This window comes from Ruegeria sp. HKCCA5463, assembly GCF_013034175.1.
GTDB lineage: Bacteria > Pseudomonadota > Alphaproteobacteria > Rhodobacterales > Rhodobacteraceae > Ruegeria.
Window position 1 is genome coordinate 450,094 of sequence record NZ_WQFL01000001.1, and the last position, 26,675, is coordinate 476,768.

Annotated in this window: 27 protein-coding genes; 13 read left to right on the forward strand and 14 right to left on the reverse strand. The window is 57.9% G+C overall.

All coding sequences use genetic code 11. From position 1 onward, the window contains the following. Positions 1-73: 73 nt before the first annotated feature. The 5 genes from ccmA (at position 74) to GOW09_RS02235 (ending at position 2,863) form a co-directional block, all read left to right on the forward strand. Positions 74-688 (forward strand): heme ABC exporter ATP-binding protein CcmA, encoded by a 615-nt coding sequence (gene ccmA / locus GOW09_RS02215; protein WP_152458363.1) that lies wholly within the window; start codon positions 74-76, stop codon positions 686-688. Continuing rightward, the gene (gene ccmB, locus GOW09_RS02220; RefSeq protein WP_171115308.1) at positions 685-1,341 is read left to right on the forward strand and encodes a heme exporter protein CcmB; all 657 of its coding nucleotides are present in this window, start codon (positions 685-687) and stop codon (positions 1,339-1,341) included. The genes ccmA and ccmB overlap by 4 nt, the downstream gene beginning before the upstream one ends. A 61-nt stretch (positions 1,342-1,402) precedes the next feature. Beyond that, entirely contained in the window at positions 1,403-2,176 is a 774-nt protein-coding gene (locus GOW09_RS02225; RefSeq protein ID WP_171115310.1) for a heme ABC transporter permease, read from the forward strand. Beyond that, positions 2,173-2,331: a heme exporter protein CcmD gene (gene ccmD / locus GOW09_RS02230; RefSeq protein WP_171115312.1), complete on the forward strand. Its 159-nt coding sequence runs from the start codon at positions 2,173-2,175 to the stop codon at positions 2,329-2,331. Before GOW09_RS02225 ends, ccmD begins: the two co-directional genes overlap by 4 nt. Further along, positions 2,324-2,863, forward strand: a complete 540-nt coding sequence (locus GOW09_RS02235; protein ID WP_171115314.1) for a DsbE family thiol:disulfide interchange protein — start codon at positions 2,324-2,326, stop codon at positions 2,861-2,863. Before ccmD ends, GOW09_RS02235 begins: the two co-directional genes overlap by 8 nt. A 29-nt stretch (positions 2,864-2,892) precedes the next feature. Here GOW09_RS02235 and GOW09_RS02240 read toward each other — a convergent pair whose 3' ends face one another. From GOW09_RS02240 to acnA, 3 genes are all read right to left on the reverse strand, one after another. Next, positions 2,893-3,594 (reverse strand): SDR family NAD(P)-dependent oxidoreductase, encoded by a 702-nt coding sequence (locus GOW09_RS02240; protein WP_171115317.1) that lies wholly within the window; start codon positions 3,592-3,594, stop codon positions 2,893-2,895. A gap of 139 nt (positions 3,595-3,733) precedes the next feature. Further along, complete coding sequence (locus GOW09_RS02245) at positions 3,734-5,236, reverse strand: BCCT family transporter (protein WP_171115318.1); 1,503 nt, start codon at positions 5,234-5,236, stop codon at positions 3,734-3,736. Between the two features lie 120 nt (positions 5,237-5,356). Beyond that, entirely contained in the window at positions 5,357-8,047 is a 2,691-nt protein-coding gene (gene acnA / locus GOW09_RS02250) for an aconitate hydratase AcnA (protein WP_171115320.1), read from the reverse strand. Positions 8,048-8,271: 224 nt separating this feature from the next. Between acnA and GOW09_RS02255 the strand changes: the two genes are divergently transcribed. Then, complete coding sequence (locus GOW09_RS02255; RefSeq protein ID WP_171115322.1) at positions 8,272-8,973, forward strand: thioredoxin family protein; 702 nt, start codon at positions 8,272-8,274, stop codon at positions 8,971-8,973. On the opposite strand, the gene GOW09_RS02260 is transcribed toward GOW09_RS02255, so the two are convergent. The 4 genes from GOW09_RS02260 to purB form a co-directional block, all read right to left on the reverse strand. Further along, entirely contained in the window at positions 8,974-9,897 is a 924-nt protein-coding gene (locus GOW09_RS02260; protein ID WP_171115324.1) for a lysophospholipid acyltransferase family protein, read from the reverse strand. A gap of 138 nt (positions 9,898-10,035) precedes the next feature. Further along, positions 10,036-11,109 carry a flagellar motor switch protein FliG gene (locus tag GOW09_RS02265; RefSeq protein WP_371808020.1) on the reverse strand — a complete coding sequence of 358 codons (1,074 nt, stop codon included), beginning with the start codon at positions 11,107-11,109 and terminating at the stop codon, positions 10,036-10,038. A gap of 96 nt (positions 11,110-11,205) precedes the next feature. Further along, complete coding sequence (locus tag GOW09_RS02270; protein ID WP_171115327.1) at positions 11,206-11,748, reverse strand: tetratricopeptide repeat protein; 543 nt, start codon at positions 11,746-11,748, stop codon at positions 11,206-11,208. 374 nt (positions 11,749-12,122) lie between these two features. Further along, complete coding sequence (purB, locus tag GOW09_RS02275) at positions 12,123-13,427, reverse strand: adenylosuccinate lyase (RefSeq protein ID WP_171115329.1); 1,305 nt, start codon at positions 13,425-13,427, stop codon at positions 12,123-12,125. Between the two features lie 87 nt (positions 13,428-13,514). On the opposite strand from purB, the gene GOW09_RS02280 reads away from it, so the two are divergent. The 3 genes from GOW09_RS02280 to GOW09_RS02290 all read left to right on the forward strand — a co-directional run bounded on the left by GOW09_RS02280 (position 13,515) and on the right by GOW09_RS02290 (position 14,922). Then, a complete protein-coding gene (locus tag GOW09_RS02280) occupies positions 13,515-13,847 on the forward strand; it encodes a hypothetical protein (protein ID WP_171115332.1) in 333 nt (110 codons plus the stop codon). 174 nt (positions 13,848-14,021) lie between these two features. Next, positions 14,022-14,582, forward strand: coding sequence for a hypothetical protein (locus tag GOW09_RS02285; RefSeq protein WP_171115334.1), 561 nt, complete (start codon positions 14,022-14,024; stop codon positions 14,580-14,582). Positions 14,583-14,592: 10 nt separating this feature from the next. Beyond that, the gene (locus tag GOW09_RS02290) at positions 14,593-14,922 is read left to right on the forward strand and encodes a hypothetical protein (RefSeq protein ID WP_171115336.1); all 330 of its coding nucleotides are present in this window, start codon (positions 14,593-14,595) and stop codon (positions 14,920-14,922) included. A 30-nt stretch (positions 14,923-14,952) separates the two neighbouring features. Here GOW09_RS02290 and GOW09_RS02295 read toward each other — a convergent pair whose 3' ends face one another. After that, on the reverse strand, positions 14,953-16,167 hold the full coding sequence (locus GOW09_RS02295) for a bifunctional alpha/beta hydrolase/OsmC family protein (RefSeq protein WP_171115338.1): 1,215 nt from the start codon (positions 16,165-16,167) through the stop codon (positions 14,953-14,955). Positions 16,168-16,441: 274 nt separating this feature from the next. On the opposite strand from GOW09_RS02295, the gene GOW09_RS02300 reads away from it, so the two are divergent. After that, positions 16,442-16,636 carry a hypothetical protein gene (locus GOW09_RS02300; protein ID WP_171115340.1) on the forward strand — a complete coding sequence of 65 codons (195 nt, stop codon included), beginning with the start codon at positions 16,442-16,444 and terminating at the stop codon, positions 16,634-16,636. A 10-nt stretch (positions 16,637-16,646) separates the two neighbouring features. On the opposite strand, the gene dddP is transcribed toward GOW09_RS02300, so the two are convergent. Further along, positions 16,647-17,990 (reverse strand): dimethylsulfonioproprionate lyase DddP, encoded by a 1,344-nt coding sequence (dddP, locus tag GOW09_RS02305; protein WP_171115342.1) that lies wholly within the window; start codon positions 17,988-17,990, stop codon positions 16,647-16,649. 123 nt (positions 17,991-18,113) lie between these two features. Between dddP and GOW09_RS02310 the strand changes: the two genes are divergently transcribed. After that, the gene (locus tag GOW09_RS02310) at positions 18,114-18,857 is read left to right on the forward strand and encodes a DUF3445 domain-containing protein (RefSeq protein ID WP_171115344.1); all 744 of its coding nucleotides are present in this window, start codon (positions 18,114-18,116) and stop codon (positions 18,855-18,857) included. A gap of 36 nt (positions 18,858-18,893) precedes the next feature. Here the strand turns inward: GOW09_RS02310 and GOW09_RS02315 are convergent, their stop codons facing one another. From GOW09_RS02315 to GOW09_RS02335, 5 genes are all read right to left on the reverse strand, one after another. Then, positions 18,894-19,805: a hypothetical protein gene (locus GOW09_RS02315; RefSeq protein ID WP_171115347.1), complete on the reverse strand. Its 912-nt coding sequence runs from the start codon at positions 19,803-19,805 to the stop codon at positions 18,894-18,896. Between the two features lie 197 nt (positions 19,806-20,002). After that, complete coding sequence (locus tag GOW09_RS02320; protein ID WP_171115349.1) at positions 20,003-20,791, reverse strand: lytic transglycosylase domain-containing protein; 789 nt, start codon at positions 20,789-20,791, stop codon at positions 20,003-20,005. Positions 20,792-20,857: 66 nt separating this feature from the next. Then, on the reverse strand, positions 20,858-21,505 hold the full coding sequence (locus GOW09_RS02325; protein WP_171115351.1) for an MSMEG_1061 family FMN-dependent PPOX-type flavoprotein: 648 nt from the start codon (positions 21,503-21,505) through the stop codon (positions 20,858-20,860). Positions 21,506-21,631: 126 nt separating this feature from the next. Further along, positions 21,632-23,038, reverse strand: a complete 1,407-nt coding sequence (gene glnA / locus GOW09_RS02330) for a type I glutamate--ammonia ligase (RefSeq protein ID WP_152458343.1) — start codon at positions 23,036-23,038, stop codon at positions 21,632-21,634. A 41-nt stretch (positions 23,039-23,079) separates the two neighbouring features. Continuing rightward, positions 23,080-23,418 carry a P-II family nitrogen regulator gene (locus tag GOW09_RS02335; RefSeq protein WP_152458342.1) on the reverse strand — a complete coding sequence of 113 codons (339 nt, stop codon included), beginning with the start codon at positions 23,416-23,418 and terminating at the stop codon, positions 23,080-23,082. Between the two features lie 171 nt (positions 23,419-23,589). On the opposite strand from GOW09_RS02335, the gene GOW09_RS02340 reads away from it, so the two are divergent. Together GOW09_RS02340 and GOW09_RS02345 are read left to right on the forward strand one after the other, a co-directional pair. Then, on the forward strand, positions 23,590-25,191 hold the full coding sequence (locus GOW09_RS02340; protein WP_171115354.1) for an NAD(P)H-hydrate dehydratase: 1,602 nt from the start codon (positions 23,590-23,592) through the stop codon (positions 25,189-25,191). 307 nt (positions 25,192-25,498) lie between these two features. Next, a complete protein-coding gene (locus GOW09_RS02345) occupies positions 25,499-26,623 on the forward strand; it encodes a porin (protein ID WP_171115355.1) in 1,125 nt (374 codons plus the stop codon). Positions 26,624-26,675 lie beyond the last annotated feature (52 nt).

Genomic DNA, 26,675 nt, shown 5'->3' on the forward strand with positions numbered 1-26,675 from the left:
CTCAGAGCTCCCACAACCGAACTGCGGCAAATCCCACCTTTTGCCTCTGATGACATTCCGATAAGCGGGTCTCATGACTCTGATTGTAACCGACCTGTCGATCACCCGTGGTGGCATTCCCGTCCTGGAGCATCTCAGCTTTCAGCTGCCTCCTGGCAAAGCGCTGATTCTGCGTGGGCCGAACGGGATCGGCAAAACGACCCTTCTGCGCACATTGGCCGGGTTGCAGCCGCCGCTGAAGGGTCAGATTCAGGGCGCGGAAGATCAGATTGCATATGCGTCCCATTCGGACGGGCTGAAACCGACGCTGACTGTATCCGAGAACCTGACGTTCTGGGCTTCTGTTTTTGGAACCAACGGCATCCAGACGGCGTTGGACGCGTTCCAGTTGAACGAGCTGGCGGATCGCCATGCAGGGAACCTGTCGGCAGGTCAGAAACGGCGGCTGGGGCTGGCACGCATGCTGGTCACCGGGCGGCCGATCTGGATGCTGGACGAGCCGACCGTTTCTCTGGACAGAAATGCGGTGCAGATGTTCGCCGATGCAGTCCGCGCGCATCTGGGGCAGGGTGGGTCAGCCCTGATCGCGACCCATATCGACCTTGGCCTCGATGGTGAGGTTCTGGACGTCGGCCCGAACAAGGCCAAACCCAAACCCATTGACGATTTCGACGGAGGCTTCCTGTGATCGCCCTTCTGCTGCGCGACCTGAAACTGGCCTTCCGTGCGGGCGGCGGGTTTGGTTTGGGATTGGCCTTTTTCCTGATCGTGACCGTGATGGTGCCGTTTGCAGTGGGGCCACAATCGTCACTGCTGTCCACCATTGCCCCCGGTGTGCTCTGGCTGGGGGCGTTGCTGGCTTGCCTGCTGTCTCTTGACCGTCTTCTGGCGCTGGACTGGGAGGACGGGTCACTGGACCTGCTGGCCACGGCGCCGCTGCCACTGGAATCAGTCGTGACCATCAAGGCGATGGCCCACTGGCTGACCACAGGCCTGCCTTTGGTTCTGGCCGCACCTTTTCTGGGGGTCTTGCTGAACCTGCCTGCGCAAGGGTTCTTCTGGCTTGTCATCTCGCTGCTGATCGGCACCCCGGCCATGAGCGTGATCGGAACATTCGGCGCTGCCTTGACCGTCGGTCTCAAGCGCGGCGGGTTGCTGTTGTCGCTTCTGGTGTTGCCGCTTTACGTCCCCACCCTGATTTTCGGGGCCGAGGTCGCCCGGCGTGGGGCAACGGGGATGGACGTGCAGACGCCGTTGTTGATGCTGGCGGGGATCACGGCGGCCACCATCGCGTTGTTGCCCTTTGCCAGCGCGGCTGTGTTACGCATCAATCTGCGGTGAACCGTCCCAACTTTGACTGATGTCAATTGAGAAAACCCCCAACTCGGACTAGATAGGGCCCATGTCGATAGCAGCCAAAGCCAATGCCCTCTGGGAATACGCCAACCCGCGCAAGTTTCTTGCGACCAGTGAACGTGTCCTGCCGTTTTTCTGGATCGTCTCGATCTTCTGCATCGTCGTCGGGCTGGTCTGGGGGTTCTTCTTCACGCCGGACGACTACAAACAAGGGTCGACGGTCAAGATCATCTATCTGCACGTCCCGGCGGCACTGATGGCGATCAATTGCTGGCTGATGATGTTGGCAACTTCTCTGGTCTGGCTGGTGCGGCGTCATCATGTCAGCGCGCTGGCGGCACGGGCGGCTGCGCCGATCGGGATCGTGATGACCCTGATTGCGTTGCTGACCGGGGCGATCTGGGCACAGCCCATGTGGGGCACCTGGTGGGCGTGGGATCCGCGCCTGACGTCGTTTCTGATCCTGTTCCTGTTCTATCTTGGCTATGTCGCGTTGTGGGAAGCCATCGAGGATCCGGACACTGCGGCGGACCTGACTTCGGTTCTGTGTCTGGTCGGATCCGTGTTCGCGCTGCTCAGCCGATATGCGGTCAACTTCTGGAACCAGGGCCTGCATCAGGGCGCATCAGTCATGCGCGCGGCAGCCGTGACCGGGGCCGATACGGAAGAAAAAGTCAGCAATATCTACTTCTATCCGCTGTTGCTGTGCATTATCGGATTTGTGCTGCTGTTCATCGCTTTGGTGCTGTACCGCACCGGAACTGAAATCCGCGCGCGGCGCATCAAGGCGTTGCAGGCGCGGGAAAGGGTAGGCGGATGATCCCCGATCTTGGAAAATATGCTGACGCGGTTTTGTCGTCTTATGCCGTGTCCATCGTGCTGCTGGTGGCATTGATTGTGTTCAGCGTGATGCGAGGGCGCAAGGTACGCACTGAAATGGAAAAGATCGAACAAAGGATTTCGCGAAATGGCTAAGATATCGCCCCTGATGATCGCGCCGCCTTTGATTTTTGGCGCGTTCGCCGTATTGGCCGGGATCGGTATGTTCCGGGAAGACCCCAACGCGTTGCCCTCTGCCCGCGAAGGCCAACCGGCTCCGCCCGTGGTTCTGAGCGAGTTCCCGGAAAAGAAGCTGTTTGATGACGCCTCGCTGCGGGATGGAGAGGTCAAGCTGGTCAACTACTGGGCCAGCTGGTGCGCACCATGCCGCGCCGAGCATCCCAATCTGGAGGCCCTGGCCGCCGAAGGCATCCCGGTCTATGGCATCAACTACAAAGACCAGCTGGACAACGCCCAAGCCTTTTTGACCGAGCTTGGCGATCCCTACGCCGCGATTGGACGTGATGAGAAGGGTCGCATGGCATTGGATTGGGGCCTTTACGGCGTTCCCGAAACCTATGTGGTTGATGGCGACGGCACGATCATTCTGCGCTTTGCCGGCCCGATTACGCAGCGTGTCATTGAAAACACTCTGCGTCCGGCGTTGGAAAAGGCTGCGGGCGGTTGAGCAATTTGAAAAACGAGGTTTAAGCTATCTTACAAGCGATAGCCTCCGGTCACGCCCAGAACCTCTCCGGTTACGAATCCCGCCGCGTCCGAGGCCAGAAACCGAACGACCCTGGCAATGTCTTCCGGAGTTCCGATCCGGCCCAGCGCCGTTTCCTTGACGAATAGCGATGTCAGATCGTCAGGACGGGGGTCTTCGGGGATGTTGATGGCACCCGGCGCAACCGCGTTGACGCGGATTCCGTCCGGGCCAAGCTCTTTCGCCATGGCGCGCGTCCAGAGGTTCAGCGCGGCCTTGCTTGCCCCATAGGTCGCGGCGTCGCGCGGTGGCAATGTTGCGTTCATCGATGAGATGCTGACGATCGAAGCGCCGCGTTTCAGATGCGGCAACGCCGCAGCAAGCAACGCGGCGGGGGCCAGCACGTTGAGGTCAAGAATGGCGCGATGGTCCGCGGCCTGAAACTCTTGTTTCGGAGTGGAGCGAACAAGACCAGCGTTGTTCACGATCACGTCCAGTCGCCCGAAGTGATCAATGACCTTTTCGACCACCCGGTTGGGTTGGTTGTCTTTTGTAAGGTCAGACTGAACCGCCAGAACGTCACCTTTCAGTAATTCTGAATCGGGGTGGCTGGCCAACCAGGTGAAGGCGACATGGTGATCACCGCGCAGGTCTTCGACTATTGCCCGCCCAATTCCACGTGCGCCACCGGTTATCAGTGCAACTTTTTCCATGAACTCAGATGACCGGCAAAGCGCCCAGGATTCAACGTTGTTTTTTGCGCTGCCGGATTGCTGTCACTTGCGCAGCAATATCCAGAGCATTGCCGCGATGAAAGCGAAGGTGACAAGGTTCATCAATGTGTCCGTGAGATCACCGATCAGCATTGCGTTGGCCCTCCTCTCTGAGCCCGCGGAACAAGCAAACCATCAGCAGGACCGAAATGAAGACAAAGGGCAATGCGCCAAGCGAGATGAGGATCTTCACCGAGTCCACGGATCCCGAAAGGATCATTGCAACGCTCAGCAGTCCCAGCAATCCCCCCCAGATCAGACGCACACGCGGCGGGGGATTCTCGTCCCCGCCCGTCGAGAAGGTGCCCAGAACAAATGCCGCGCTTACGACGCTGGTCACGATGAATAGAAAGGCGGCCAGTACCGTTGCAAGCGTGGTGATCACGGAAAGTGGAAGTCGGTCGAGCAGGGCGAAGGTCACGCGTTCGATGTTTGTCTGTGTATAGGCCAGCAGTTCGCCCGCACCATTGAGTGCCTCGAACAGGCCAATGCCACCAAAGGCACCGAACCAGAGGATTGAAAACAGCGTGGGGGCGAACAGGACGCCGATCACGAATTCCCGTATCGTGCGACCGCGAGAGATGCGGGCGACAAAGACGCCCACGAACGGGCCCCAGGCAATCCACCAGACCATGTAGGTCAGGGTCCAGTCGCTGAACCATCTGGTGACGTCATCGCTGAAGAACGTAAAGGTCTGAAATCCCCTGGGAATGACATCGGTGACATAGTCGCCGAACCCCTGAACGATGGTATTCAGAAGGTATTCGGTGGGGCCAAGGACCACCGTGTAGGCAACAAGGCCGATTGCGATCAGCATGGCGGCATTGGACAGGCGCGCCATGCCCTGGCCCAGATCGATCATGAGTGCCGGGATATACGCAGCAACCATTGCCAGAAACACGACACCAATCAAAAGGGCGCCGACCGTTTCCCGACCGCCCAGCACTGCGATGCCGTCTGCCACCTGAAACACGCCCATGGCCATGGAGCCACCGACACCAATGGCAATGGCGATGATCGCCATGAAGTCCGAAAGCCACCCGACGCGTTCCGCCCAGCGTTCACCGGGAAACAGGTTCTTGATCGGCGCACTGACCATCATCCCCGTACCACGCCGAAAACTGAAATAGGCAATTGTCAGCGCGGTGGAGCCATAAATCGCCCAGGCATGCAGCCCCCAATGGAAATTTGTCGCCAGCATCGCCTGCTGCGCCGCGATGAAATCCGGTGCCATGCCGGAGATGAAGTTGAAATGGGTCAGCGGTTCCGCCACCGCCCAAAACAGCAGGCCGACGCCCATACCGGCGGAGAACAACATTGAAATCCATGTGGCGGTGGAAAACTCTGGCTCCTCGTCATCCCGGCCGAGGCGAATGTTTCCATAGGGTGAAAATGCCAGAAACAGGCATCCGATCAACATGCCCGAAGCGGCGAGCATCACGAACCAGCCGCGGCTGTGGAAGGTCTGCTGGACGATGCCGCTTGCCCAGGTCACCAGGCTTTGAATGTCCACGACACCCCATATCCCGACCACGGCAATTACGCTGAGCGAACATACCAGCAGGGCGTTGGGTTTCTTCATGGCGTTTGGTTTTCCGTTGATGACCTTGCCCAACAGTTTCAGGTTTTCGAATAAATGACCAGAATACAAAAAAACCCCCGGCGGGTGGCCGGGGGTTTGAATTGCACGCTTTGCTATCGGTTATGATGCCTTCGCAAGATTGCGCAGGACGTAATGCAACACGCCTCCGTTTTCGATGTATTCAATCTCGGGCGCGGTATCGATGCGGCATTTCAGGGTGATGGTCTTTTCGGTTCCATCGCCATAAACGATCGTGCAGGGGACTTCCTGTAGCGGCTCGATCGTATCCAGCCCGTGAATCGAAACGGTTTCATCCCCTTTCAGCCCCAGGGTTTTGCGGGTGTCGCCACCTGTAAACTCGAACGGAATGACCCCCATGCCAACAAGGTTTGAACGGTGGATTCGCTCAAAGCTCTCGGCGATTACGGCCTTGACGCCCAGCAGCGCCGTGCCCTTGGCCGCCCAGTCGCGGCTTGAGCCCGCGCCATATTGCTCGCCACCGAATACCACAAGCGGGGTGCCGTTCGCCTGATAGGCCATCGAGGCGTCATAAATTGACGTCTGTTCACCGTCCGGGCCTTTGGTGTAACCGCCTTCGACGCCGTCCAGCATTTCGTTCTTGATGCGGATGTTGGCGAAAGTGCCGCGCATCATCACCTCGTGGTTGCCGCGACGTGAACCATATGAATTGAATTCACGCGGCTGAACCTGACGTTCGATCAGGTACTGGCCTGCGGGCGAGGTCGTCGCGAATGACCCCGCGGGCGAGATGTGGTCGGTCGTGACCATGTCACCCAGAATGGCCAGAACCTTGGCGCCTTCGATGTTGGAAATCGTGCCCGGTTCGGGGCCCATGCCTTGGAAATAGGGCGGGTTCTGGATATAGGTCGATGTCGGCGGCCAGTCATAGGTTTCCGCATCGGTGGTTTCGACCGACTGCCATTTCTCGTCCCCTTTGAAGACGTCGGCGTATTTCGATTGGAACGCTTCGCGCGTGACGGTCTGTTCGACCAGTTCCGCAACCTCCTGCTGCGTCGGCCAGAGGTCTTTCATATAGACGTCGTTGCCGTCCTTGTCCTGACCGATCGGTTCGGATGTCAGGTCGATGTCCATGGTGCCTGCCAGGGCGTACACGACGACCAGAGGCGGCGAAGCCAGATAGTTTGCGCGCACGTCAGGCGAGATGCGGCCTTCGAAGTTGCGGTTGCCGGACAAGACCGAAGTGGCGACCAGATCGCCTTCCGCAATGGCCTCCGAGATTTCTTTCTGGATCGGCCCCGAGTTGCCGATACATGTGGTGCAGCCGTATCCGACAAGGTTGAAGCCGATCTTGTCCAGATCCTCTTGAAGGCCTGCGGCCTCGAGGTAAGCGGACACAACCTGCGACCCCGGTGCCAGTGAGGTTTTGACCCAAGGCTTGCGATCCAGCCCCAGCGCGGCTGCCTTACGCGCCACGAGGCCCGCTCCGATCATCACGTAAGGGTTCGACGTGTTGGTGCAGGACGTGATCGAGGCGATCACGACCTTACCCGATTCCATGCCATAGTTTTCGCCTTTGACCTCGACCTGTTTGCCCATCGGGCGCTTGAAGGTCTCGGCCATTTCCTTGGCGAAAGCGGCTTTGGCGTCAGTCAGCGCAACATAATCTTGCGGGCGTTTGGGCCCCGAGATTGCCGGAACAATCGTGCCCATATCCAGCGACAGGGTATCGGTGTAGATCGGCGCATAGTTTTCATCGCGCCAGAAACCGTTTTCCTTGGCGTAGGCTTCAACCAGCGCGATGCGATCCTCGTCGCGGCCGGTGTTGCGCATGTAGCGCAGCGTTTCGCCGTCAATCGGGAAAAAGCCGCATGTCGCGCCGTATTCAGGGGCCATGTTGGCGATGGTCGCACGGTCGGCCAGCGGCAGACGATCCAGGCCTTCGCCGTAAAATTCGACGAACTTGCCCACCACGCCTTTTTCGCGCAGCATCTCCACGACCTTCAGAACCAGGTCGGTGCCGGTTGTGCCTTCGACCAGATCACCGGTCAGCTCAAAGCCCACGACCTCGGGGATCAGCATCGAGATCGGTTGACCCAGCATCGCGGCCTCGGCCTCGATCCCGCCGACACCCCAGCCCAGCACGGCCATGCCGTTGACCATGGTGGTGTGGCTGTCGGTGCCGACCAGCGTGTCGGGATAGGCGACTTCTTCACCGTTCTGGTCGGTGTCCGTCCAGACGGTCTGGGCCAGATATTCAAGGTTCACCTGGTGGCAGATACCTGTGCCGGGGGGAACAACGCGGAAGTTGTTGAATGCACCCTGACCCCATTTCAGGAACTGATACCGTTCCATATTGCGTTCATATTCACGGTCCACATTCATCTGGAACGCACGCGGGTTGCCGAATTCGTCGATCATGACGGAATGGTCGATGACCAGATCGACCGGGTTCAGCGGGTTGATCTTTTGCGCGTCGCCGCCCAGCGCCTTGATGCCATCACGCATCGCGGCCAGATCCACCACGGCCGGAACGCCGGTGAAATCCTGCATCAGTACGCGGGCAGGGCGATAGGCGATTTCACGAGGGTTTTTGCCACCGTTGGCCCCCCATTCGGCAAAAGCTTTGATGTCATCGACCGAGACCGAGAACCCGTCATCCTCGAACCGCAACATGTTTTCCAGCACCACCTTGAGTGCGGCAGGCAGTTTCGAGAAATCGCCCAGACCGGCCTCTTGCGCGGCGGGGATCGAATAATAGGAAATGGATTTACCATTCACGCTCAGACTGTGGCGCGTTTTGGCGGTATCCTGTCCGACTTTGATGGGCATCTGTGGCCTCCCTCTCAAATGACTTGGATATTAGGATTTGCTGAGTGTTATCTGCATCACCAAGCCCCCGTGTTCAAGGCTGAACACGCAATGAGAGGCAATTTTGTATACTATTGTACACTTTTTCGCGGAGGGAATGTATCAAAGCCTCAAGAAACCTTGATTGGCTGTTGAGTGTCAAAGCAGCTATCCCTGAGATCCAACCGCTCAACCCGAGAGTTCACATGTTCAGATCCATTGCCTTGACCACCGTGTTTTCCTGCCTTGTGGCGGTACAGGTCGCGGCCGAGGAAGACCCGGTTGTGGTCGAGCTGTTCACGTCTCAGGGGTGTTCATCCTGCCCGCCGGCGGATCGGATCATGCATGATTTGGCCAAGCGCGACGACGTCATAGGGCTGGCTTTGCATGTCGACTACTGGGACTATATCGGGTGGAAGGACGAATATGCGAACCCCGATCATACGCTTCGGCAGCGGGCTTATGCCCGCGAGGGGGGGCGTTCCATGATCTATACCCCGCAGATGGTGATCAACGGGCAGCACGACATCGTCGGGGCGCAATCCCGTGAACTTGATCGATTGATCGAAGCGCATCTGAAAGCAGCGCCCGAAGCGCTTGTGACGGCCGTGCGCTCAGCCGATGAAGTGACAGTGGATGTGACGCCCGTCGAGTTGCCGAAAGGCGATACCTATGACGTGCATGTGGTTCAGTATTCTCCCATGCGTCACGCTTCGATCCGTCGTGGAGAGCTGGCCGGGCACGAGCTGGACTATGCCAATGTCGTTGAGGCCTGGCAGATTGCGGGGCAATGGGATGGAACTGCACCGCAATCATTCACGGTTCAGCTTGGTTTGGACCTGCCGGCAGTCGTTCTGGTTCAAAGGGCCGGGGAAGGGCCGATTGTTGCCGCCACCCGGGTCAAGTGATCAGGGCATTTCTTCCGGTTTGATGCCCAACCCGTTCCAATGTTTCCAGCGACGGTGAATCCAGAACCATTGCCCCATATGCTGCCGCACCATCTTTTCCAGATCGTCATTGGTGAACTGGGTCATGGTTTTAGGGTCCGTGTGCGGAACCGGTTCGTGCAGAACGATCTCAAAATCGATACCGTTGGGCTGACGCACCGCGTAACACGGAATCAGCTCGGCATTGTATTTGATGGCCAACTCGGCGTTCAGCACGGATGTCACGGCGGGTTTGCCGAAGAACATCAGTTCCTCACCGCCCATTGCATGAAGATCGGAAACGATGGCAATGATCCCGCCCTTTTTCAACGAGCGTACCATCTCGACCATTCCGCGCCGCCCCTGTTCGAACATCGGGGCGCCTGTCTTGTAGAAGGCTTCGACATAAGCGTCGTTGAAATACGGGTTGGCCATCCGCCGATACAGGCAGCCGATGGGCTGACCGCTGTATGTCTGCAAGGCGATGCGCGCTGCCAGGTAGTGACCGAAATGCGCCGTAATCATCATGACCGGACGCCCCTCGGCAACAGCCGCGTCTAATGCAGTGATACCTGGCCCAGAAATCTTGGCCTTGCTCTGCCGTTCGATAAAGTCTTCCGGAGAAAAATGTTCCATGATCGCACGACCGGCATTGTCCGGCACATCGCGGCAGATCTGCCTGACTTCGGCTTCAGGCAAGTCCGGGCAAGTAAGCTTCAGATTCCGACGAACACGTTTGCGAAACCCGACAACAGGTGCCAGAAACCGCACGATGGCCCCCATCGTTGCAATACGCCGCTCATACGGAAGCATGCGCATAACGCGGATGACCCCCTGCAGAAACAGGTTGGCGACATAGTATTTCCCAAGCTCAAACCGGCTGAGCTCCGACTTTTCAACGGGCATGGAGGTGTCTCACCGCGTGTTGCGAATTGCTGAGAAAGACATACAGCCCGATGCCTGCAAGCTCAAGCGCCCAGACGGGCGGAAAACCTGAACCCGCAGCAGGTGGCCGGATCGCGCAATACCCGTGGGTTCGCGGGGTCAGGCTGCATCTTCCTCGTCATCGTTTTCGATCAGAACAATGGACCCGGCATCGACCAGAACGCGAACGGCGGCCACGACCTGTGTCATGGCATCTTCGGCTTCCGATTGTTTGACGCGCCCACGTTCGGCCATTTCCTCGCGCAGATTATCGGCCATGCGGGACGAAATGTTTGACAGAATGAATTCAACGGATGCCTTGTCATCATCTGCGGCGGCACCTGCCAATGCGGTGACAAGAACCGGCTGTTCCACTTCACGCAGGATGGCGGGAACGTCGCGGGCCGCGATACGGCTTGGGATATGGGCAAAAGTGAAGATCGATTGGCGTACCAGATCCGCAAATTCGGCATCGTCCTCGTCCAATGCGTTCAACAAGTCGTCGCGTGTTGCGGCCGCCGACTGGTTCAGGATCGCGCCCACGCGTGCGTCGGGACCATTGTCGAAAGCCTGAGCAGGCCGCTGATCCAGTTGCGCGGCCAGCGACCAGCCAATACGTTCAACCGCTTCGGGGGTGACATTTGTTGTTTTCGAGATGGCATAGGTAATGCGCCGCGCAACCGGGCCCGGCATATGGGCCAGCATCTGCGCCGCCTGTGCGGTATCCATCTTTGAAAGCATGACGGCCGCCACCTCGATGCTTTCCGACTGAGCCATTTTGGCAAGATCCTCAACGGGTACGTCACGCAGGCGTTGCCAAGGGTCGCCGATTTGGCGCACCCCGGCAAGCTTGCGCAGGCGCGCGGCCGTCGATGGTGCGATCTTTCCGTTCATCGCATCCAGTGCACCTGCAAGCCCATGTGGAAAAGCAAGCCCGACATTGTCCAGAGCGTCGCTGAATTCCTGGGCCACCACGCCTAGAGTGACGCGATCGACAAGGCCCATTTGACCAAGTTGATGGGTCAATGTCTCTTGCAGGTCGTCTGGCAATTCCTCAAGTGGAACATCGGCGCCTTCGTTCAACAGAAGGCGCACGACAACGGCCGCTTTTTGCCGACCGGTCAATGTGCGCGGAACAACTTGCGGCGCGTGTTCATCCCCTGCGGCAAGTGGGGCAGATCCCCCATTTGCCATTTGTATCAAAGCGTTTGTGTCCTGCATCTGCCCGTAGTGCCAAATTTCCCGAACCACGGGCAGATTAACGGGAGTTGGGTTAAATAACCCTGAAGCTCAGTAGCTGTAGGTCAACCCTGTCCGGATGGCCTCGCGCAGAGATGTCTCGGCCCAGGTCCCTTCGCCGCCGCGGGCCTTGATCTCGCGCCATTGCTCGATTGCCAGATCGGTTTTGCCTTCGGTTACAAAGCCTTGCGCCATGTAGCTGCGCGCCAGAAGATTGTCGGGATTGGCATTGATGGCATTCTGGTAAAAGACGTTCGCCAGCTCCAGCTCGCCCATCTTGCGGTAGGTAAAGCCCCAATAGGTCTGCACACGGTCGTCGTCCTGATCCATGATCCGCAGGATATCCTGCGCGTGCCCGTATTGCCCGTCATAGGCCAGTTCGCGGACGGCGTCGTAAAGCTGATCTTCCGACAGGTTGGTTTTGTTGGGTTTGACGCACCGGCCTCTGGCTTCGTCATAGACCCGACCGAACAAACATTTCTTGGTCGTATTCGTCGGTTTCGGCGGGCTGCTGCTGTCGCCGCCTGCGGCGTGGACCACCGGGGCAAAGGCGAAGGCCTGCAAAGCGAGGGCTGAAGCTAACAAAAGGCGCATATTCTTACTCCGTTCTCGGGGCTGCTCACAAAATCATAGTGCGATCTACAAAAAAGCTAACAGTGGAACGGTTGCTTTTATTCACAAGTCGGACAGAAATTCGTCAGCTGTTGACGGATTTCGCGCAGCTTTGCGTTTCAGTGTCCCAGGTTGTGCCGGGCGCGCAGGATTGCGTCTGTTTGGAATGCCCGCTGCACGCAAAGCTGGCAGATGCCACACAAACAAGTGCAAGTGAGCAAAGAACGGTACGGATCATGGTGCCTCTCCCCAAAAAATCATCCACAGAATAACCGATTTCGGGCGGTCTGGCAAAAAACAAGGCCCGGCCTGTGAAATGCAGACCGGGCCGTGGGAAGGCGGCGTCGAGACCTACGTTATTCGCCGAATACCCGGGCGAAGATCGTATCAACGTGTTTGGTGTGATAGCCGAGGTCGAATTTCTCTTCGATTTCTCCGGGGCTGAGCGCGGCAGTTACATCGGCGTCCGCCAGCAGTTCCTGTTTGAAATCGGTGCGGTGTTCCCAAACCTTCAACGCGTTGCGCTGGACCATGGCATAGGCGTCCTCACGGCTGACCCCTGCCTGGGTCAGGGCCAGCAGAACACGCTGGCTCATGACAAGACCGGGGAATTTGTTCATGTTTTCCAGCATGTTTTCGGGGAAGATCAGCATCTTGTCGATCACGCCGGTCAGACGGGCCAGCGCAAAATCCAGTGTAATCGTGGCATCCGGACCGATCATGCGCTCGACCGAGGAATGCGAGATGTCGCGTTCATGCCAGAGCGCGACATTCTCCATTGCCGGGATCACTGCCGCGCGTACCATGCGGGCCAGCCCGGTCAGGTTCTCGGTCAGTACCGGGTTTTTCTTGTGCGGCATGGCAGACGAGCCTTTCTGGCCCATCGAGAAGAATTCTGCGCCCTCCAAAACCTCGGTCCGCTGCATGTGGCGGATTTCGATGGCGATGTTTTCGATGCTGCTGGCGATGACGCCAAGCGTCGCAAAGAAGGCCGCATGGCGATCACGCGGGATCACTTGGGTGCTGATCGGTTCGGGCACAAGGCCCAGTTTGTCACAGACATGTTCCTCGACGGCGGGATCGATATTGGCGAATGTGCCGACGGCGCCGCTGATGGCCCCGGTTGCGATTTCCGCACGGGCGTCGCGCATACGGGACAGGTTGCGGTCCATCTCGGCATAGAACCGGGCAAAGGTCAGGCCCATTGTCGTGGGCTCTGCGTGGATGCCGTGGCTGCGGCCGATGCGAACCGTGTCCTTGTGTTCAAACGCACGGCGCTTGAGCGCTGCCAAAAGCCCTTCGAGATCGGCGATCAAAAGGTCCGCCGCGCGCGTCAGCTGGACGTTGAAGCAGGTGTCCAACACGTCCGAACTGGTCATGCCCTGGTGCACGAACCGGGCCTCTTCACTACCGACATGTTCGGCGAGATGGGTCAGGAATGCGATGACGTCATGCTTGGTGACGGCTTCGATCTCGTCGATGCGGGCGACGTCGAATTCCACGTCCTTGGCTTTCCAGACGGCTTCTGCATTCTCGCGCGGGATCACGCCCAGATCGGCCATGGCATCGCAGGCATGCGCCTCGATTTCGTACCAGATGCGAAACTTCGTTTCGGGCGACCAGATGGCAACCATGTCAGGGCGGGAATAACGGGGAATCATTGGCGGCAGCACCTTTATGTGATTGGATGAGGCGTTGGCGCGGGGTTTAGCCGCCTGTGCGCAAGGGAACAAGATGTGAGAACAGGTATGAGACGGTTTGCCCTGATTTTCGCCCTTTGGCCGGGTGTTTTAGTGGCCGGAGACTTCCAGAAACTGTCCGGAGAGGAAATCCTGTCAACCTTGGCGGGCAAGAAGCTGGAATACGGCGCGGGTGTTTGGCAGGTTTTCGAAGCCAGCATGACCACGCAGTATTTCTCGGGCGGGCCCAGTGTCGGGCGCTGGGCGGTGAGAGGGGATCAATACTGCTCGACTTGGCCACCTGCCGATTTGTGGGCCTGCTATGACGTCTGGCAAAACAGGGACGCGATCCGTTTCGTTGATGATGCGGGCGGCCAGACCGTCGGGGTCTATGCGAAATAGAACTCATGTCTTTGTCTGAAAAATTGGGGCGTGATGCTTGAAAGAGTCTGGCAACATGTGTGGGGAAAGGAAATACCTGAACGCGGTTTTCCTGGGTCTTCGCAGCGCAGTGCTGGACAAGTCGCGCCTTGAGCGGTCAAGCTGAGGGCGAAGAAATCATCAGGTTATTGAGATATGCGTTTATTATCATCTCCAATTCTTGCCGCTTGCGCCGCTGTCTGGCTGGGTGGGGCAGGATCAGCACTGGCCGACACTCCGGTGACATATATCGAGGATGGTCGCGCCCTGTTTCGGTTCGACGTGCCAGATTTCTGGGTGTTGCGCACTGGCGGCCCGCGTGAGATCGAAGACACCGGGTTGGATGATCCGCGTGCGGTGGCTCGGGTCATGGGGCTGCGCCCCGTAACGGACGACAACGTCTGGATGGGGTTTGTTTCACCTTCAGGGGTTGCAACCATTCAGGATGGGGTCCGCTACTTGCAGGACATCGACAAGTTTCTGGTCAAAGACCCGACCCTTACCAGCACCAGCGACACCCGTATCGGCGGGTTGCCCGCCCGTGTCTTTCGGGGGACGGGGCGCCGCGATGGCAAGGGGGTGAACTTCACGGCCACTGTCATTGATTTGCCGCGCAACCGTGTCGCCATAGCTGTTGCCATCCTGCGGGACGGGGCAGACCCGGATTTCGCCGAAGATTTGAACGCCGTTTTCGCGTCGTTCCGGTCGCTTCTGTGAGGGGGGCAAGATGCGCATTGGACTGATCAAACGGATTTCCCTCGCATTGGGGCTGGGGGCCGCGACTTTGACGTTGTCGGCCTGTGACGGCGTAACGGTCGGCGTCGGATACGGGTATGACCCGTTCTATGACTCGATGCTGTGGAACGACTACTATCGCGATGTCGATGTGAATGTTGATATCGACCGCCCGGACCGCCCAGATCGACCTGATCGGCCCGTGCGTCCCGAGCGTCCGAATCCACCGGTTGCCAAACCGCCTGCGCGGCCGCAGCCCCCGGTGGCCCGGCCACCTGCCGCGCGGCCACCGATCCATCGCCCGGCACCACGCCGCAGATAATCAAAAGGCCGCCTGTCCGGCGGCCTTTTCTCAGGTAAGAAGTTCGGTCGTGATATGCGCCGAGCCTTCAAGTGTCCGGTGAACCGGGCATTTGTCTGCGATTTCCAGCAGGCGCTGTTTTTGTTCCTGATCAAGCGGGCCGTTCAGGCGGATTTTGCGGCGGAACTGATCCACTTTACCCTCATTTGCCAAACCGGCATCTTGAGCATGAACTTTGTCATGGCAGACATCGACGTTAACACTGGTCAGCGGCCATTTTTTGCGGCGCGCATACATCCTTATCGTCATGGACGTGCAGGCGCCGAGGCCGGATGAGACAAAGCCATAAGGCGACATGCCCTTATCCGTGCCGCCATAAGAGGCAGGCTCATCCGCAACCGCATGATGGTGCGGGCCGGCCTGAATATCCTGCATGAAGCCATTCGGATCCGCCTCTGTCACGCGAACGACACCTTCCGGCGCACCCGGGGGTGGCGCGGGGGGGCAAAGTTTCAGATAGCGCGAGACCCAAGCCGAGATGACATCCGCGGCATATTCAGCATCAGACGTCCGTGTGATCAAGTGATCGGCATCGTCGAGGGTGACGAAGCTTTTTGGATGCTTTGCAGCCAGAAAGATGGTGCTTGCGTTGTCGATACTGACCGTTTCGTCCCGAGGGGCGTGCAGGATCAGCAAAGCGGCCTTGAGATCAGCGATCGAGGCAGACAGGGCCGATCCCGCAATGTCATCCACAAACGCTTTGCCAATTCGAAACGGGCGCCCGCCCAAGGTGACCTCGGCGCTGCCCTCCTGTTCGATCTGGGGCAGGGCTTCCTCGAAATGATGGGACACGTGGCCGGGATCCGCCGGTGCGCCCAAGGTGACCACGGCCTTGACCGTCGGAATTCCGGCACGCGCCCGCAAAACCGCTGCGCCGCCAAGCGAGTGACCGATCAGAAGCGCAGGGGCCATGTTTCGTCCGGCCAGATATTGCGCGGCCGAGATCAGGTCCTCGACATTCGACGTGAAAGTCGTGTTGGCGAATTCTCCTTCGGAATGACCCAGGCCGGTAAAGTCGAACCGAAGCACTGCAATTCCCATGGCCGCCAGGCGGGCCGAAATGCGCCGGGCCGCAGGTATGTCCTTGGAACAGGTGAAGCAATGGGCAAACAGGGCCGTCGCAAGGACCGGACCATCCGGCAAATCCAGCCGCGCGGCCAATTGGCTGCCGTCATGTCCGGCAAAAGTGATGCGTTCCGTGGGCATGTCGGCTCCTTGAACGGTTCGGGGAAACATCCCCAATACTGTGGTCAAGCCCGCCGGGTCACAACCCTTATGTCAAACGCGTCACGGGAAGGTGAGAACCAAGCGAGCGTCTTGCAATCCGAAAGATGCCACGGGCGGTGACAGGCGTGGCCGCTAATTGGAGGTGTTTGGCGCTCCATCAATGTGTGTGATGCAAAACCGAACAAACATTCGTTTCACTTATGTCGCAATCAGGCCCATCTACGGCCTACAGCAATTGATAAAGGAGACGCAGATGGCACATGCAGACGCTGCCGCACACCTTCCAAAGATACTTCCCAGTACAGTCATGGCGATTGTTCTGGCTGGCCTCGTGGGTTTTGCCGTCGGGCAATCCCGGCCCGCAGTTTTCAGCGGGCCGCACGCTCAGGTAAGTCCAACTGTCGAAGACTGGCACGGCAACGTGCGCCGGTCACATTGGTCAGAATGAGGCGCCGGCCTCACTCGAGCCCCATCAACCGGGCATCGAAGGGGTATTTCGTCAGGTTCTCATATCCGTCTTCGGTTATGAGAACCTGATCCTCCAGCTTGATGCTGAAATCGCCACCCACTTCGCCCACGCAGGCTTCGACACACAAGACCATTCCGGGTTCCAGCGGATAATCGTAGGCCCCTTCAACCGCCTTGTCCGGATAAGCAACCAGCGGCCATTCATCGCAAAGCCCGACGCCGTGCATCAGACAGCCATATTTCTGCGCCTGGAACTTCTCGTCCAGCCTGTGGGAATTTGCGGTCAGTTCCGGGATCATAACGCCGGGCTTGAGCATCTCCATATTGGTCATGATGTGTTCATGGGCGTGCTGCATGGCATAGATCATGTCCTCGCGTGGCTTCTGATCGCCGATCCACCAACTGCGGGAAATATCGATGCAAATCCCGTAAGATCCAATCAGGTCGGTGTCGAACGAGATGATCTCGTTCTGCTGGGTGATCCGCGGGCCGCATTCCTGAAACCACGGGTTGGTCCGCTGGCCCGAAGCCAGCAGACGGGTTTCGATCCACTCACCGCCACGCCTGATGTTTTCGGCGTGAAGAACAGCCCAGATATCATCTTCCGAGGTCTTGCCGTCGCCGACATTGGCACGGGCAAACCGTTCCATTTCGGCAACCGCAGTTTCGCAGGCATGGCTGGCGCAGCGCATGGCCAGGATTTCGTCAGGCCCTTTGATGGCGCGGGTCTTCTCGGTCAGTTCTTCGCCTTCCATGATGTCGAACCCCTGCGCCTCGAGCGCGCGCAATCCGTGCAGCATGATCTTGTCGACCGCCAGGCGCATATTGCCGCCGCCGTGTTCTTCGATCAGTACGCGTACTTCGTTCGAGAACACATCTGCGGCAACGTCAACCTTGTCGCCCCGGTCGAAGTAAAACAGGTCGGCGCCCGAGCGCTGCTCGCGCACAAGTGGGTTGAAGGTGCTGAGGAAGGGGGAGTTCTTGTAATCCCAGATCACCATATAGCCATCTGCACACAGCAAAACCGCCCGAAACGGATTGTGGGTGTTCCACAGCTGCATATTCGTGCTGTCGGTGGCATAGCGGATATTCAGCGGATCAAAAATCAGCAAGCCGCCATAGCCGCGGTCCACGATGGCCTGTGTCAGCCTCTTCCAGCGGTGTTCCCGCATCCGTGCCAGATTGGGAAGTTCCAGCCCCGCAGCGGCCCACTCGTCAAACGCAAGCTGCGTCGGACCAATCTCGATCCGGTCATTTTCGTTTGGCGTACCATCGCCCAATGTCGTGCCACGGCTGGGGTCAATCTTGCGCGCGTCTCGGTAGTGCTGGTTCATGGCTGGCCTCGTTGCTTGTTCCAATTACAATTCATCCGCCACAACCAATCGTCTGAGAAAAATGCGACGGCGAGGTTGTCGTTTTCGACCGACAAGAAAAGCTGCGCATGCTAAGCCCCCGGCATGACTCGTATTCTGCAAAACAAGATCCCGTATGATGTCGAAAACCCACGCGCTTTGCCGGGTATTCAACCGGCAACCATGGAAAACTGGCTGCATCAGGATGAGGCTTTTGCCGACCAGATGCGGCGCCGCGAAGAAATTCTGTCTGAGCGGCGCGACGATGTTCTTGCGCTTGATCCTGGGGCCAAACCTGCCGCGGTGGAGTTGCTGGATCTGGTGCTGATGCAGACATATCCCACGGCCGGGGCAGAGGCCGCAAGGCCGGATGGCATATCCGTCGCGATCGACCGCGACCGACCGCTTGATACGCTGTGCAGGCTGGTGCAGGAGGACTTCTGCATTCTTCAGAAACGGGGAAATGAGCATGTTCTGACGGGTGCCATTCTGTGTTTTCCTGCCAGTTGGCGCTTGTCCGAGAAATTCATGCGGCCGCTGATTGATATCCACGTGCCCGTGGAAAGCTATGACGCCAATGTCGCGAAACGGGTACAGAGGCTGTTTGACGGTATTCAACCCGGTCGCCCGCTGTGGCGCTTCAACGCCCTGTGGTACGAAGACCCGGAGTTGTTCCAACCTCGCAGTGCCAGTGAGCCGCGCGAAATACGGGACCGGCGTCAGGCGTCTTATCTGCGAAGCGAGCGGCAGACGTTGTTGCGTTTGCCGAAAACCAACGCGGTCGTGTTTTCCATCCACACATACGTTCTGGCCGCAAACGCGATCCCAAAAACGGAAAACCCCGCCTGATGGCGGGGCCTCCTAGGAGGGTCTTCGATAATTCTTTTACATGCCCAAGGCACCCGCAACATCAGCCAACGCGTTGCTGGCGTTCAGCGCGACAATGGCGAATGTGAGCACAAGCACCTGTGTGTTCAGGCGGAAATCCTCGCCCCGGATCAGGTTGACTGCGGCCATCGATACGGCAATTGGCGCTGAAATGCTGGCCAAAACTCCGGTCATGCACCAACTACTAAGGCGCAGGATGTCGCTTGGCTTGTCATCATCATCCGCGATGGCCGCACCTGCGTCCATCTGGGTGGGCAGGTCTGCCTCGTCGCTTCGGAACGCGATGCTGAGCAATTGTTCGTCGGTCAGTTGAATTGGACGCGCGGCAGGAGAGTGTAGGGCAGTGATCGTGTCATCCTGTTCAGACTGCTGCATCCCGGCGAACTGTCCGGTCAGTGATTGAAAGATCTGCTTTCGATCCCGCGTTGTTCGGCTTGGTGTCAGGGTGTCAAAGGCGCTCATGAAGTGCTCGACTGTAAGAACCGTGTGCGGCGACAACCATTCAACCCGTCGGGTCGAACAGATATCGACCATGCGATACAGAGTGACCACCAGCATCAGTTCCGAAATCTCGGCGTCGTCCAAAAGTGGCGAGACTGGCGTAATTGTCAGCACCAACCTGTTTTGGGGATGCGACACGCGGGGCTTTGTTATGGTTTTCAACCCTGCGGCGCGATCCATGCGCTCGTAGCGGTCCTGCTGCCCGGAGGCGCCTGTATCCAGAGTCATCCGCACAAGATACTGGCTCGAGACGATGCTGGCCTCGGTCGCGCTGAGCAGGGCCTTGCGCTCGACCAGATGACCGTAGTCTTCCAGCGTCGTGGCAACGATGGATCCAAAGCGCTCTATTGCGCCGGTTGCGTCGCCATCAAATTGCAGGCCGCCATGGTAGCTGTGCTTCCGAGCCACTGCCCCGTCCTTTTCTGCGTTCTGTTATTCAAAGACTAGCACCCCATCTTGGAGAGAATTTGGCGAAAAATGCAAAAAAGTGAAATTTCCTAGCGATTGGTTACGCTTTGGAAACCAAGCAACTAAAGGCTTTTGTTTGTCACTGTGGCGGAAATGTGGCGAAATCAGGTGCGGCGCGTGGTGCCGGTGCGGCGGGGCTAATTGTCGATTCGGGCAGCCATTATTGCGATGGATTGCTGATAGACCGAGGCAGCATTCCACTGCTGCAAGACGCGAAAATTTGGTTCTCCGGGTTGATAACCGCGCCCCGGTTTCCACCCCTTCTTGCGAAGAAAATTGGCGGTTGAGGCCAGTGCATCCGTCATGTTGTAGAAGTCCACGCGCCGGTCGCCCGTAGCATCGACACCATAGGTCAGGGCGTTGCCGGGCAGGAATTGCGTGTGGCCCAGTTCGCCATGTTTTGCCCCTTTTGTCGCCATTGTGATACTGCCCGTGTCGACCAGTTTCAGTGCCCCAATTGCGTGGGGAATAAAGAACTCTGACCGGCGACAATCATAGGCCAGTGTTGTGATTGCGGAAACAACCTGACTGTCGCCCATGAAATTGCCAAAGCCGGTTTCCATGCCGTGAATGGCGATCAGAACGCCCGCAGGAACACCATATTGCCGCTCAAAGGCGGCATAATAGTTCGGGTTGGCGGCTTTGCGTTTGCGCCCCTGTGCGACAATAGTATCGGCCCCTCGGACACGCATGAATTTGTCCAGCGAGTATTTGAAGCTTTTTTGATTGCGGTCCGCAGCGATGGTGCGCGTGGCATATTGTGTCTGGGACAGCGCTTGCAGACCTTTCTTTTTCACTCCCGCCTTGCGTGCCTGTTTGGCAAAATCGGCCTTCCATGCCTCAAATCCAGCGCTGGTGTTGCCACAGGGTGCGGCCAGAACCGGGGACGTCAGGGAAAGGGCAAGAATGGTGGCAAGGCGAAACATGGGCGTAATCCGATGGAATTGAAATCTGCGGTTAGCCTAGCGTGGGCTGCGTCTTGGGCAAAGCGGTTAATAAAGGTCCAACTCGCCCTTTTTCCTGAGCGTTTCGAACCATTCCTCAGGCGTGGCATTGATGCGGGCGTGTTTCACCATCATCGCATTCATATTTGGCAGATGGGTCGAATCCGGCCAGTCTTCGGGTTGCCACAGATGTGCGCGGATTACACATTTGGGACAGTGTGCAAATGCTGTCTCGACATGGATGAGCAGCGCCAGTTTGGGTGGGTGCCCGTCAATGGCCATGGTTTCAAGCAAACGGGGGTCAGCACAGATGCGGGCCGTGCCACGAATGCGGAGCGTTTCCATCTTACCCGGAACAAAGAACAGGACGCTGACGCGCGGATCCTTGAGAACATTGTGAAACGTATCCACGCGTTTGTTTCCCGGCCGATCCGGGATCGCGATCAGGGTATCGGACAGCACCTGAACAAAGCCGGGCGGGTCACCACGGGGTGAAACATCAAGATGCCCATCCGTGTTGGCCGAAGCGATAAGGCAAAAGGGCGAGGTCGCTATGAAATCGCGACACATCTGATCGAGGGAGGACACCTCCTTGGCAGTGATCTGTGGCAGCGGATGGCCAGAGATCCTCCTCAGCTCCTGTTCGGATGCCACAAGGTTTGTGAATTTCGAGAAAGGTGAGGTATCGCAAGGCATGCTGTCGTCTCCGGTCGGGAGTGTTCTCACCAGTTTGTTGGATCAACGGCGGCGCGTCAAACCGTGTGGGCAGAAATGACAAGGGCGCCCGAAGGGGCGCCCTGCCAAATCGTTTCCGTACTCAGCTTAGCAGCTGTAGTACATGCCGTACTCCACCGGGTGCGGCGTGTGCTCGTAGGTTTCCACCTCTTCCATCTTAAGTGCGATGTAACCGTCGATCTGGTCTTTGGTGAACACATCGCCCTGAAGTAGGAAGTCGTGATCGGATGCCAGAGCTTCCAGAGCCTCACGCAGGCTGCCGCAGACGGTCGGGATGTCGGCCAGTTCCTCGGCGGGCAAGTCGTACAGGTTCTTGTCCATCGCCTCGCCGGGGTTGATCTTGTTCTTGATACCGTCCAGGCCAGCCATAAGCAGGGCGGCAAACGCCAGATAGGGGTTGGATGACGGATCGGGGAACCGCGCCTCGACACGTTTGGCTTTGGGGCTTTCAGTCCATGGGATACGCACACAACCCGAACGGTTACGTGCCGAATAGGCTCGCAGAACGGGGGCTTCAAACCCGGGGATCAAGCGCTTGTAGCTGTTGGTCGACGGGTTGGTGAAGGCGTTCAGGGTCTTGGCGTGTTTCAGGATGCCGCCGATGAAGTACAGCGCCTCGTCCGAAAGGTCGGCATATTTGTCGCCAGCGAACAGCGGCTTGCCATCTTTCCAGATCGACATGTTCACGTGCATGCCGGTGCCGTTGTCACCTGCGACCGGCTTGGGCATGAAAGTGGCCGATTTGCCGTAGGCGTGTGCTACGTTGTGGATGACGTACTTGTATTTTTGCAGCTCATCGGCCTGCTTGGTCAGGCTGTCAAAGACAAGACCCAGCTCGTGCTGGCACGAGGCCACTTCGTGGTGGTGCTTGTCGACCTTCATGCCCAGACGTTTCATGGTCGACAGCATTTCCGAACGCAGGTCCTGCGCTTCGTCGATGGGGTTGACAGGGAAGTAGCCGCCCTTGACGCCCGGACGGTGGCCCATGTTGCCCATCTCGTATTCGGTGTCGGTGTTCCACGACGCATCCGTTGCATCAACTTCGAAAGATACTTTATTGATGCTGTTGGAAAAACGAACGTCATCGAACAGGAAGAATTCAGCTTCGGGACCCATATAGGCAACGTCACCGATACCGCTGGACTTCAGGTAGGCTTCGGCTTTCTGCGCGGTTCCGCGCGGGTCGCGACCATAGGCTTCACCGGTGTCGGGCTCAACGATCGAGCAGTGCAGACACAGTGTCTTCTCCGCATAGAACGGGTCGATGTAAGCCGAAGTCGTGTCGGCGATCAGTTTCATGTCCGAGTTTTCGATCGATTTCCAGCCTGCAATGGACGAGCCGTCAAACATGAAGCCTTCTTCCAGGAAGTCTTCGTCGACCAGATCGACGTCCACCGTGACGTGCTGTAGTTTGCCGCGCACGTCGGTGAAGCGGATGTCGACATATGCGACGTCTTCTTCGCGGATTGTATTGAGAACTGCGTCTGCGCTCATTCCCTTGGTCCTTCTGATAGATGTGTCAGTAATGTTGTGAGTTAGAGTGCTTCCGAGCCGGTCTCGCCGGTCCGGATGCGAATGGCTTGGTCGACGGGCGAGACGAAAATCTTGCCGTCTCCGATCTTGTCGGTTTTGGCGGCCGATACGATGGCTTCGATCGCGGCGTCGACCTGGTCGTCGTCCAATACGACCTCGACCTTTACCTTGGGTAGAAAATCGACGACATATTCCGCGCCGCGATACAATTCGGTATGGCCTTTCTGACGACCGAAACCCTTGACCTCGATGACGCTGAGGCCCTGGACGCCCACATCCTGCAATGCCTCTTTCACTTCGTCCAGTTTGAACGGCTTGATGATCGCTTCGATCTTTTTCATCCCGGCTCACCTTGAATGGTTGTCTCAGGGGCAGTGATCACGTCTAAGATCGGGCGGCAATGTGATTGCGATATCGTGCGGGTCGGGGTGCTTTGAAAAACGGCTGTATGCTATTTTTTGAGCGACTTGCACAAAAAGTAATCAAAATTGAATCGAGCAAGGGGTGAAAGGATGGAATTGCTGACGGCGGCACAGATGCGGGCCATTGAGCAGGCCGCCATCAAGTCTGGTGACGTGACCGGTCTGGAGCTGATGGAGCGGGCCGGGCGGGGTGTTGTTGACGCGGTTTTCGAAGAATGGCCCGTGTTGGACAGGCGAGGGGCCAGCCCCTCGCGCTCCCCGGGATATTTAGGGCCAGATGAAGAGGATCCGCTGCGCGCAGTGGTGCTGTGCGGACCGGGCAACAATGGGGGTGACGGGTTTGTCGTGGCGCGGCTTTTGCAGAAGCAGGGGTGGGCGGTTGAGGTGTTCCTTTATGGAGACCCGGAAAAGCTGCCTCCGGATGCGCGGGTGAATTATGAGAGATGGGGGGCAAAGAACGAGGTTCGCGTCTTCGCTGTCGACTCCGCCCCGTTGGCGGATGATTTTCTTGGGTTTCCAAAGAGCATTGATCTGGTTGTCGACGGGGTTTTTGGCACGGGTCTCACCCGGCCATTTGCAGGGGCGTTTTCCATGTTGGCCAATGCGCCGGTCAGAGACCTGCTGCGAGATCGAGGCGTAAAGGTCGTTTCAATTGACGCGCCAAGCGGCTTGTGCGCCGACAGTGGTCGCATTCTTGGTCAGGCGATTGTTGCGGATATGACGGTGACGTTTCACAGCAAGAAGCTTGGGCATGTTCTGTGCGATGGTCCGGTGACCTGCGGGACGGTCCGAACCAAGTCGATCGGGCTTGAAACACTGGAAGACGGTCAGATCGTTCACACGACCGAGGCTGACGGGGTGAAGCTTTCGAAAGTTTCGGTTGGCCACAAATACTCACATGGTCATGCTTTGATCCTGTCTGGGGGGGCGGGCAAAACAGGGGCCGCGCGTTTGGCGGCGCGGGGGGCTTTGCGGGTTGGAGCGGGGCTGGTGACGCTGGGCGTGCCGCCGTCTGCGCAGATGGAGGTGGCCAGTCAGATCACGGCCCTCATGTTGCAGCGGGTTGATGGGGCTGATGGATTGTCTGAAACACTTGAGGATACGCGCCTGAATGCACTCTGCCTTGGGCCTGCGCTGGGATTCGAGCGGGCGCGGGCGCTGGTGCCGATTGTCCTAGCTGCACGGCGGGCGACCGTGTTGGATGCGGATGCTTTGTCAGCTTTTGCAGAGGATCCCGGCGCCCTGATCGCGCGATTGCACGACAAATGCGTACTGACGCCGCATGGCGGGGAATTTGCTCGGGTATTCCCGGACATCGCCGCGCAGATGAACGCGCAACCGGCCAAAGGCCCGGCGTTTTCCAAGGTGGATGCGACGCGTGCTGCCGCAAAGCGGGCTGGGTGCGTGGTTCTTTTCAAGGGCCCGGACACGGTGATCGCTGCGCCGAATGGACGGTGCGTGGTCAACTCGGCCGTATACGAAAGAGCGGCCCCATGGTTGGCGACGGCCGGGTCTGGCGATGTGCTGGCCGGGTTCATCGCAGGTTTGTTGGCGCGAGGTTTGGCACCGATGCAGGCGGCGGAAACTGCGGCGTGGCTGCATGTGGAGTGTGCGCGCCAGTTCGGGCCGGGTTTGATCGCGGAAGATTTGCCGGAACAGGTGCCGGAGGTTTTCAGAAAGTTGAATATTTGAGTTTGTTGGGCGTGGAACGGCTCAATTTCCGGTGAGTCGGCGGAAATCCGCCGTCCAGGTTCACATCAGTGCAGACCGAATGTTTGCCAGATGCATGGCTGGACGTCACAATTTATTTGCACACTGTGCTTTGGATCTTCGAATGGATTCGTAACTGTATGAAATAAATGAAAAATAACCAATTTTTCGATATGCCATGTTGCGAATTTGCAATTCTTGCGAGGGAGTGAATGCGGACCACTGGAACGCGCGCAGTTCGTAAACAATTGGACAGTACCTGAACCCCGAACCTTTCATGGTGAGTGAAATGACCCTTAACATCAAACCGATATCAGTAGCCGCTGTTCTGACTGCGACGACCGCCATCCCGGCTGTGGCGGAAATGAAATACGAAAACAATAGTGGCGGATATGTGCTGCTGTATGGACAACTGCACCCCGCCTTGATCTCGGTGGATGACGGACAGGATACCGAGACCCGTGTTCTCGACAACGATCTGTCGAACAGCCGTGTTGGCCTGCGTCTTGTGCAGCCATATGGAAGCAACGAATTCCAATTTTGGTTTGAATCAGGCCTTGGCCTGCCGGGTTCGGCGTCTGCCGATCAATTCGGAACCAACGCAGATGGTTGGAATCGCGAAGACATTCGCCACGTGGATTTTTCGCTGAAAGGTGGCTACGGCAAGTTTTCGGCAGGTCAGGGCAGCATGGTCGCTGATGGCGCCGCAGAAGTTGATCTGTCATATGTCGGAACCGCGCTGTATTCGTTTACCAACGATGAAAATGCAGGGTTCTTCTATCGGGACACGACCGGTATGCTGAGCGGTATTACGGTTGGTGACAGTTCCAGCAACTTTGACGGCGCGCGGCGTGGTCGTGTGCGGTATGATACGCCGTCGTTCAACGGGTTTTCCGCCGGATTCGCATATGGTCAGAACATTTTGTCCAGCAGCGACGACGACGACTATTATGACGTCGGCCTGTTTTATGAAAACACCTTTGCCGGTGGTGTGGAATTCGCTGCAGCCGTTGCCTATTCGGTAAGAGACCGGGATAACAATTCGGGGGATCGCAAAGATACGATCGGTTCTGCTTCTGTCCTGCTTCCCAGCGGCCTGGGCTTTACGATTGCGGGCGGTACGCGCGACGATGATCTGGCCGGTGCCACGGATCCGAACTATTGGTATGGTAAGATCTCGTACGAAGGCAACTGGGTGTCCTGGGGCAAGACCGGCGTCGGTATCGACTATTATGATGGCTCGGATTTCCAGAGCAACGGTTCTGACACCAAAGCATGGGGTATCGCGGTCGTGCAGAAAGTCGAGCCGATCAACACGGATGTTTATCTGAAATACCGCAACCACGATTTCGATGACGGCACATCCTTTGACAACAACGAAGCATGGGTTCTGGGCGCACGCTGGAAGTTCTGATTGTCTGGCTGGAACAAGCGCGAACGCCCCGGTTTCCGGGGCGTTCTTTTTT

What these genes read in the sequence shown, in the direction of transcription:
- GOW09_RS02285 (WP_171115334.1), top strand. Translation starts at nt 14,022, where the DNA reads ATGCGTTTATTATCATCTCCAATTCTTGCCGCTTGCGCCGCTGTCTGG.
- ccmD (WP_171115312.1), top strand. Translation starts at nt 2,173, where the DNA reads ATGATCCCCGATCTTGGAAAATATGCTGACGCGGTTTTGTCGTCTTAT.
- GOW09_RS02325 (WP_171115351.1), bottom strand. Translation starts at nt 21,505, where the DNA reads ATGCCTTGCGATACCTCACCTTTCTCGAAATTCACAAACCTTGTGGCA.
- GOW09_RS02300 (WP_171115340.1), top strand. Translation starts at nt 16,442, where the DNA reads ATGGCACATGCAGACGCTGCCGCACACCTTCCAAAGATACTTCCCAGT.
- GOW09_RS02240 (WP_171115317.1), bottom strand. Translation starts at nt 3,594, where the DNA reads ATGGAAAAAGTTGCACTGATAACCGGTGGCGCACGTGGAATTGGGCGG.
- GOW09_RS02310 (WP_171115344.1), top strand. Translation starts at nt 18,114, where the DNA reads ATGACTCGTATTCTGCAAAACAAGATCCCGTATGATGTCGAAAACCCA.
- acnA (WP_171115320.1), bottom strand. Translation starts at nt 8,047, where the DNA reads ATGCCCATCAAAGTCGGACAGGATACCGCCAAAACGCGCCACAGTCTG.
- GOW09_RS02320 (WP_171115349.1), bottom strand. Translation starts at nt 20,791, where the DNA reads ATGTTTCGCCTTGCCACCATTCTTGCCCTTTCCCTGACGTCCCCGGTT.
- GOW09_RS02260 (WP_171115324.1), bottom strand. Translation starts at nt 9,897, where the DNA reads ATGCCCGTTGAAAAGTCGGAGCTCAGCCGGTTTGAGCTTGGGAAATAC.
- GOW09_RS02345 (WP_171115355.1), top strand. Translation starts at nt 25,499, where the DNA reads ATGACCCTTAACATCAAACCGATATCAGTAGCCGCTGTTCTGACTGCG.
- dddP (WP_171115342.1), bottom strand. Translation starts at nt 17,990, where the DNA reads ATGAACCAGCACTACCGAGACGCGCGCAAGATTGACCCCAGCCGTGGC.
- GOW09_RS02235 (WP_171115314.1), top strand. Translation starts at nt 2,324, where the DNA reads ATGGCTAAGATATCGCCCCTGATGATCGCGCCGCCTTTGATTTTTGGC.
- ccmA (WP_152458363.1), top strand. Translation starts at nt 74, where the DNA reads ATGACTCTGATTGTAACCGACCTGTCGATCACCCGTGGTGGCATTCCC.
- GOW09_RS02270 (WP_171115327.1), bottom strand. Translation starts at nt 11,748, where the DNA reads ATGCGCCTTTTGTTAGCTTCAGCCCTCGCTTTGCAGGCCTTCGCCTTT.
- GOW09_RS02340 (WP_171115354.1), top strand. Translation starts at nt 23,590, where the DNA reads ATGGAATTGCTGACGGCGGCACAGATGCGGGCCATTGAGCAGGCCGCC.
- glnA (WP_152458343.1), bottom strand. Translation starts at nt 23,038, where the DNA reads ATGAGCGCAGACGCAGTTCTCAATACAATCCGCGAAGAAGACGTCGCA.
- GOW09_RS02290 (WP_171115336.1), top strand. Translation starts at nt 14,593, where the DNA reads ATGCGCATTGGACTGATCAAACGGATTTCCCTCGCATTGGGGCTGGGG.
- GOW09_RS02225 (WP_171115310.1), top strand. Translation starts at nt 1,403, where the DNA reads ATGTCGATAGCAGCCAAAGCCAATGCCCTCTGGGAATACGCCAACCCG.
- GOW09_RS02245 (WP_171115318.1), bottom strand. Translation starts at nt 5,236, where the DNA reads ATGAAGAAACCCAACGCCCTGCTGGTATGTTCGCTCAGCGTAATTGCC.
- GOW09_RS02265 (WP_371808020.1), bottom strand. Translation starts at nt 11,109, where the DNA reads ATGGCAAATGGGGGATCTGCCCCACTTGCCGCAGGGGATGAACACGCG.
- purB (WP_171115329.1), bottom strand. Translation starts at nt 13,427, where the DNA reads ATGATTCCCCGTTATTCCCGCCCTGACATGGTTGCCATCTGGTCGCCC.
- GOW09_RS02335 (WP_152458342.1), bottom strand. Translation starts at nt 23,418, where the DNA reads ATGAAAAAGATCGAAGCGATCATCAAGCCGTTCAAACTGGACGAAGTG.
- GOW09_RS02280 (WP_171115332.1), top strand. Translation starts at nt 13,515, where the DNA reads ATGAGACGGTTTGCCCTGATTTTCGCCCTTTGGCCGGGTGTTTTAGTG.
- GOW09_RS02255 (WP_171115322.1), top strand. Translation starts at nt 8,272, where the DNA reads ATGTTCAGATCCATTGCCTTGACCACCGTGTTTTCCTGCCTTGTGGCG.
- GOW09_RS02295 (WP_171115338.1), bottom strand. Translation starts at nt 16,167, where the DNA reads ATGCCCACGGAACGCATCACTTTTGCCGGACATGACGGCAGCCAATTG.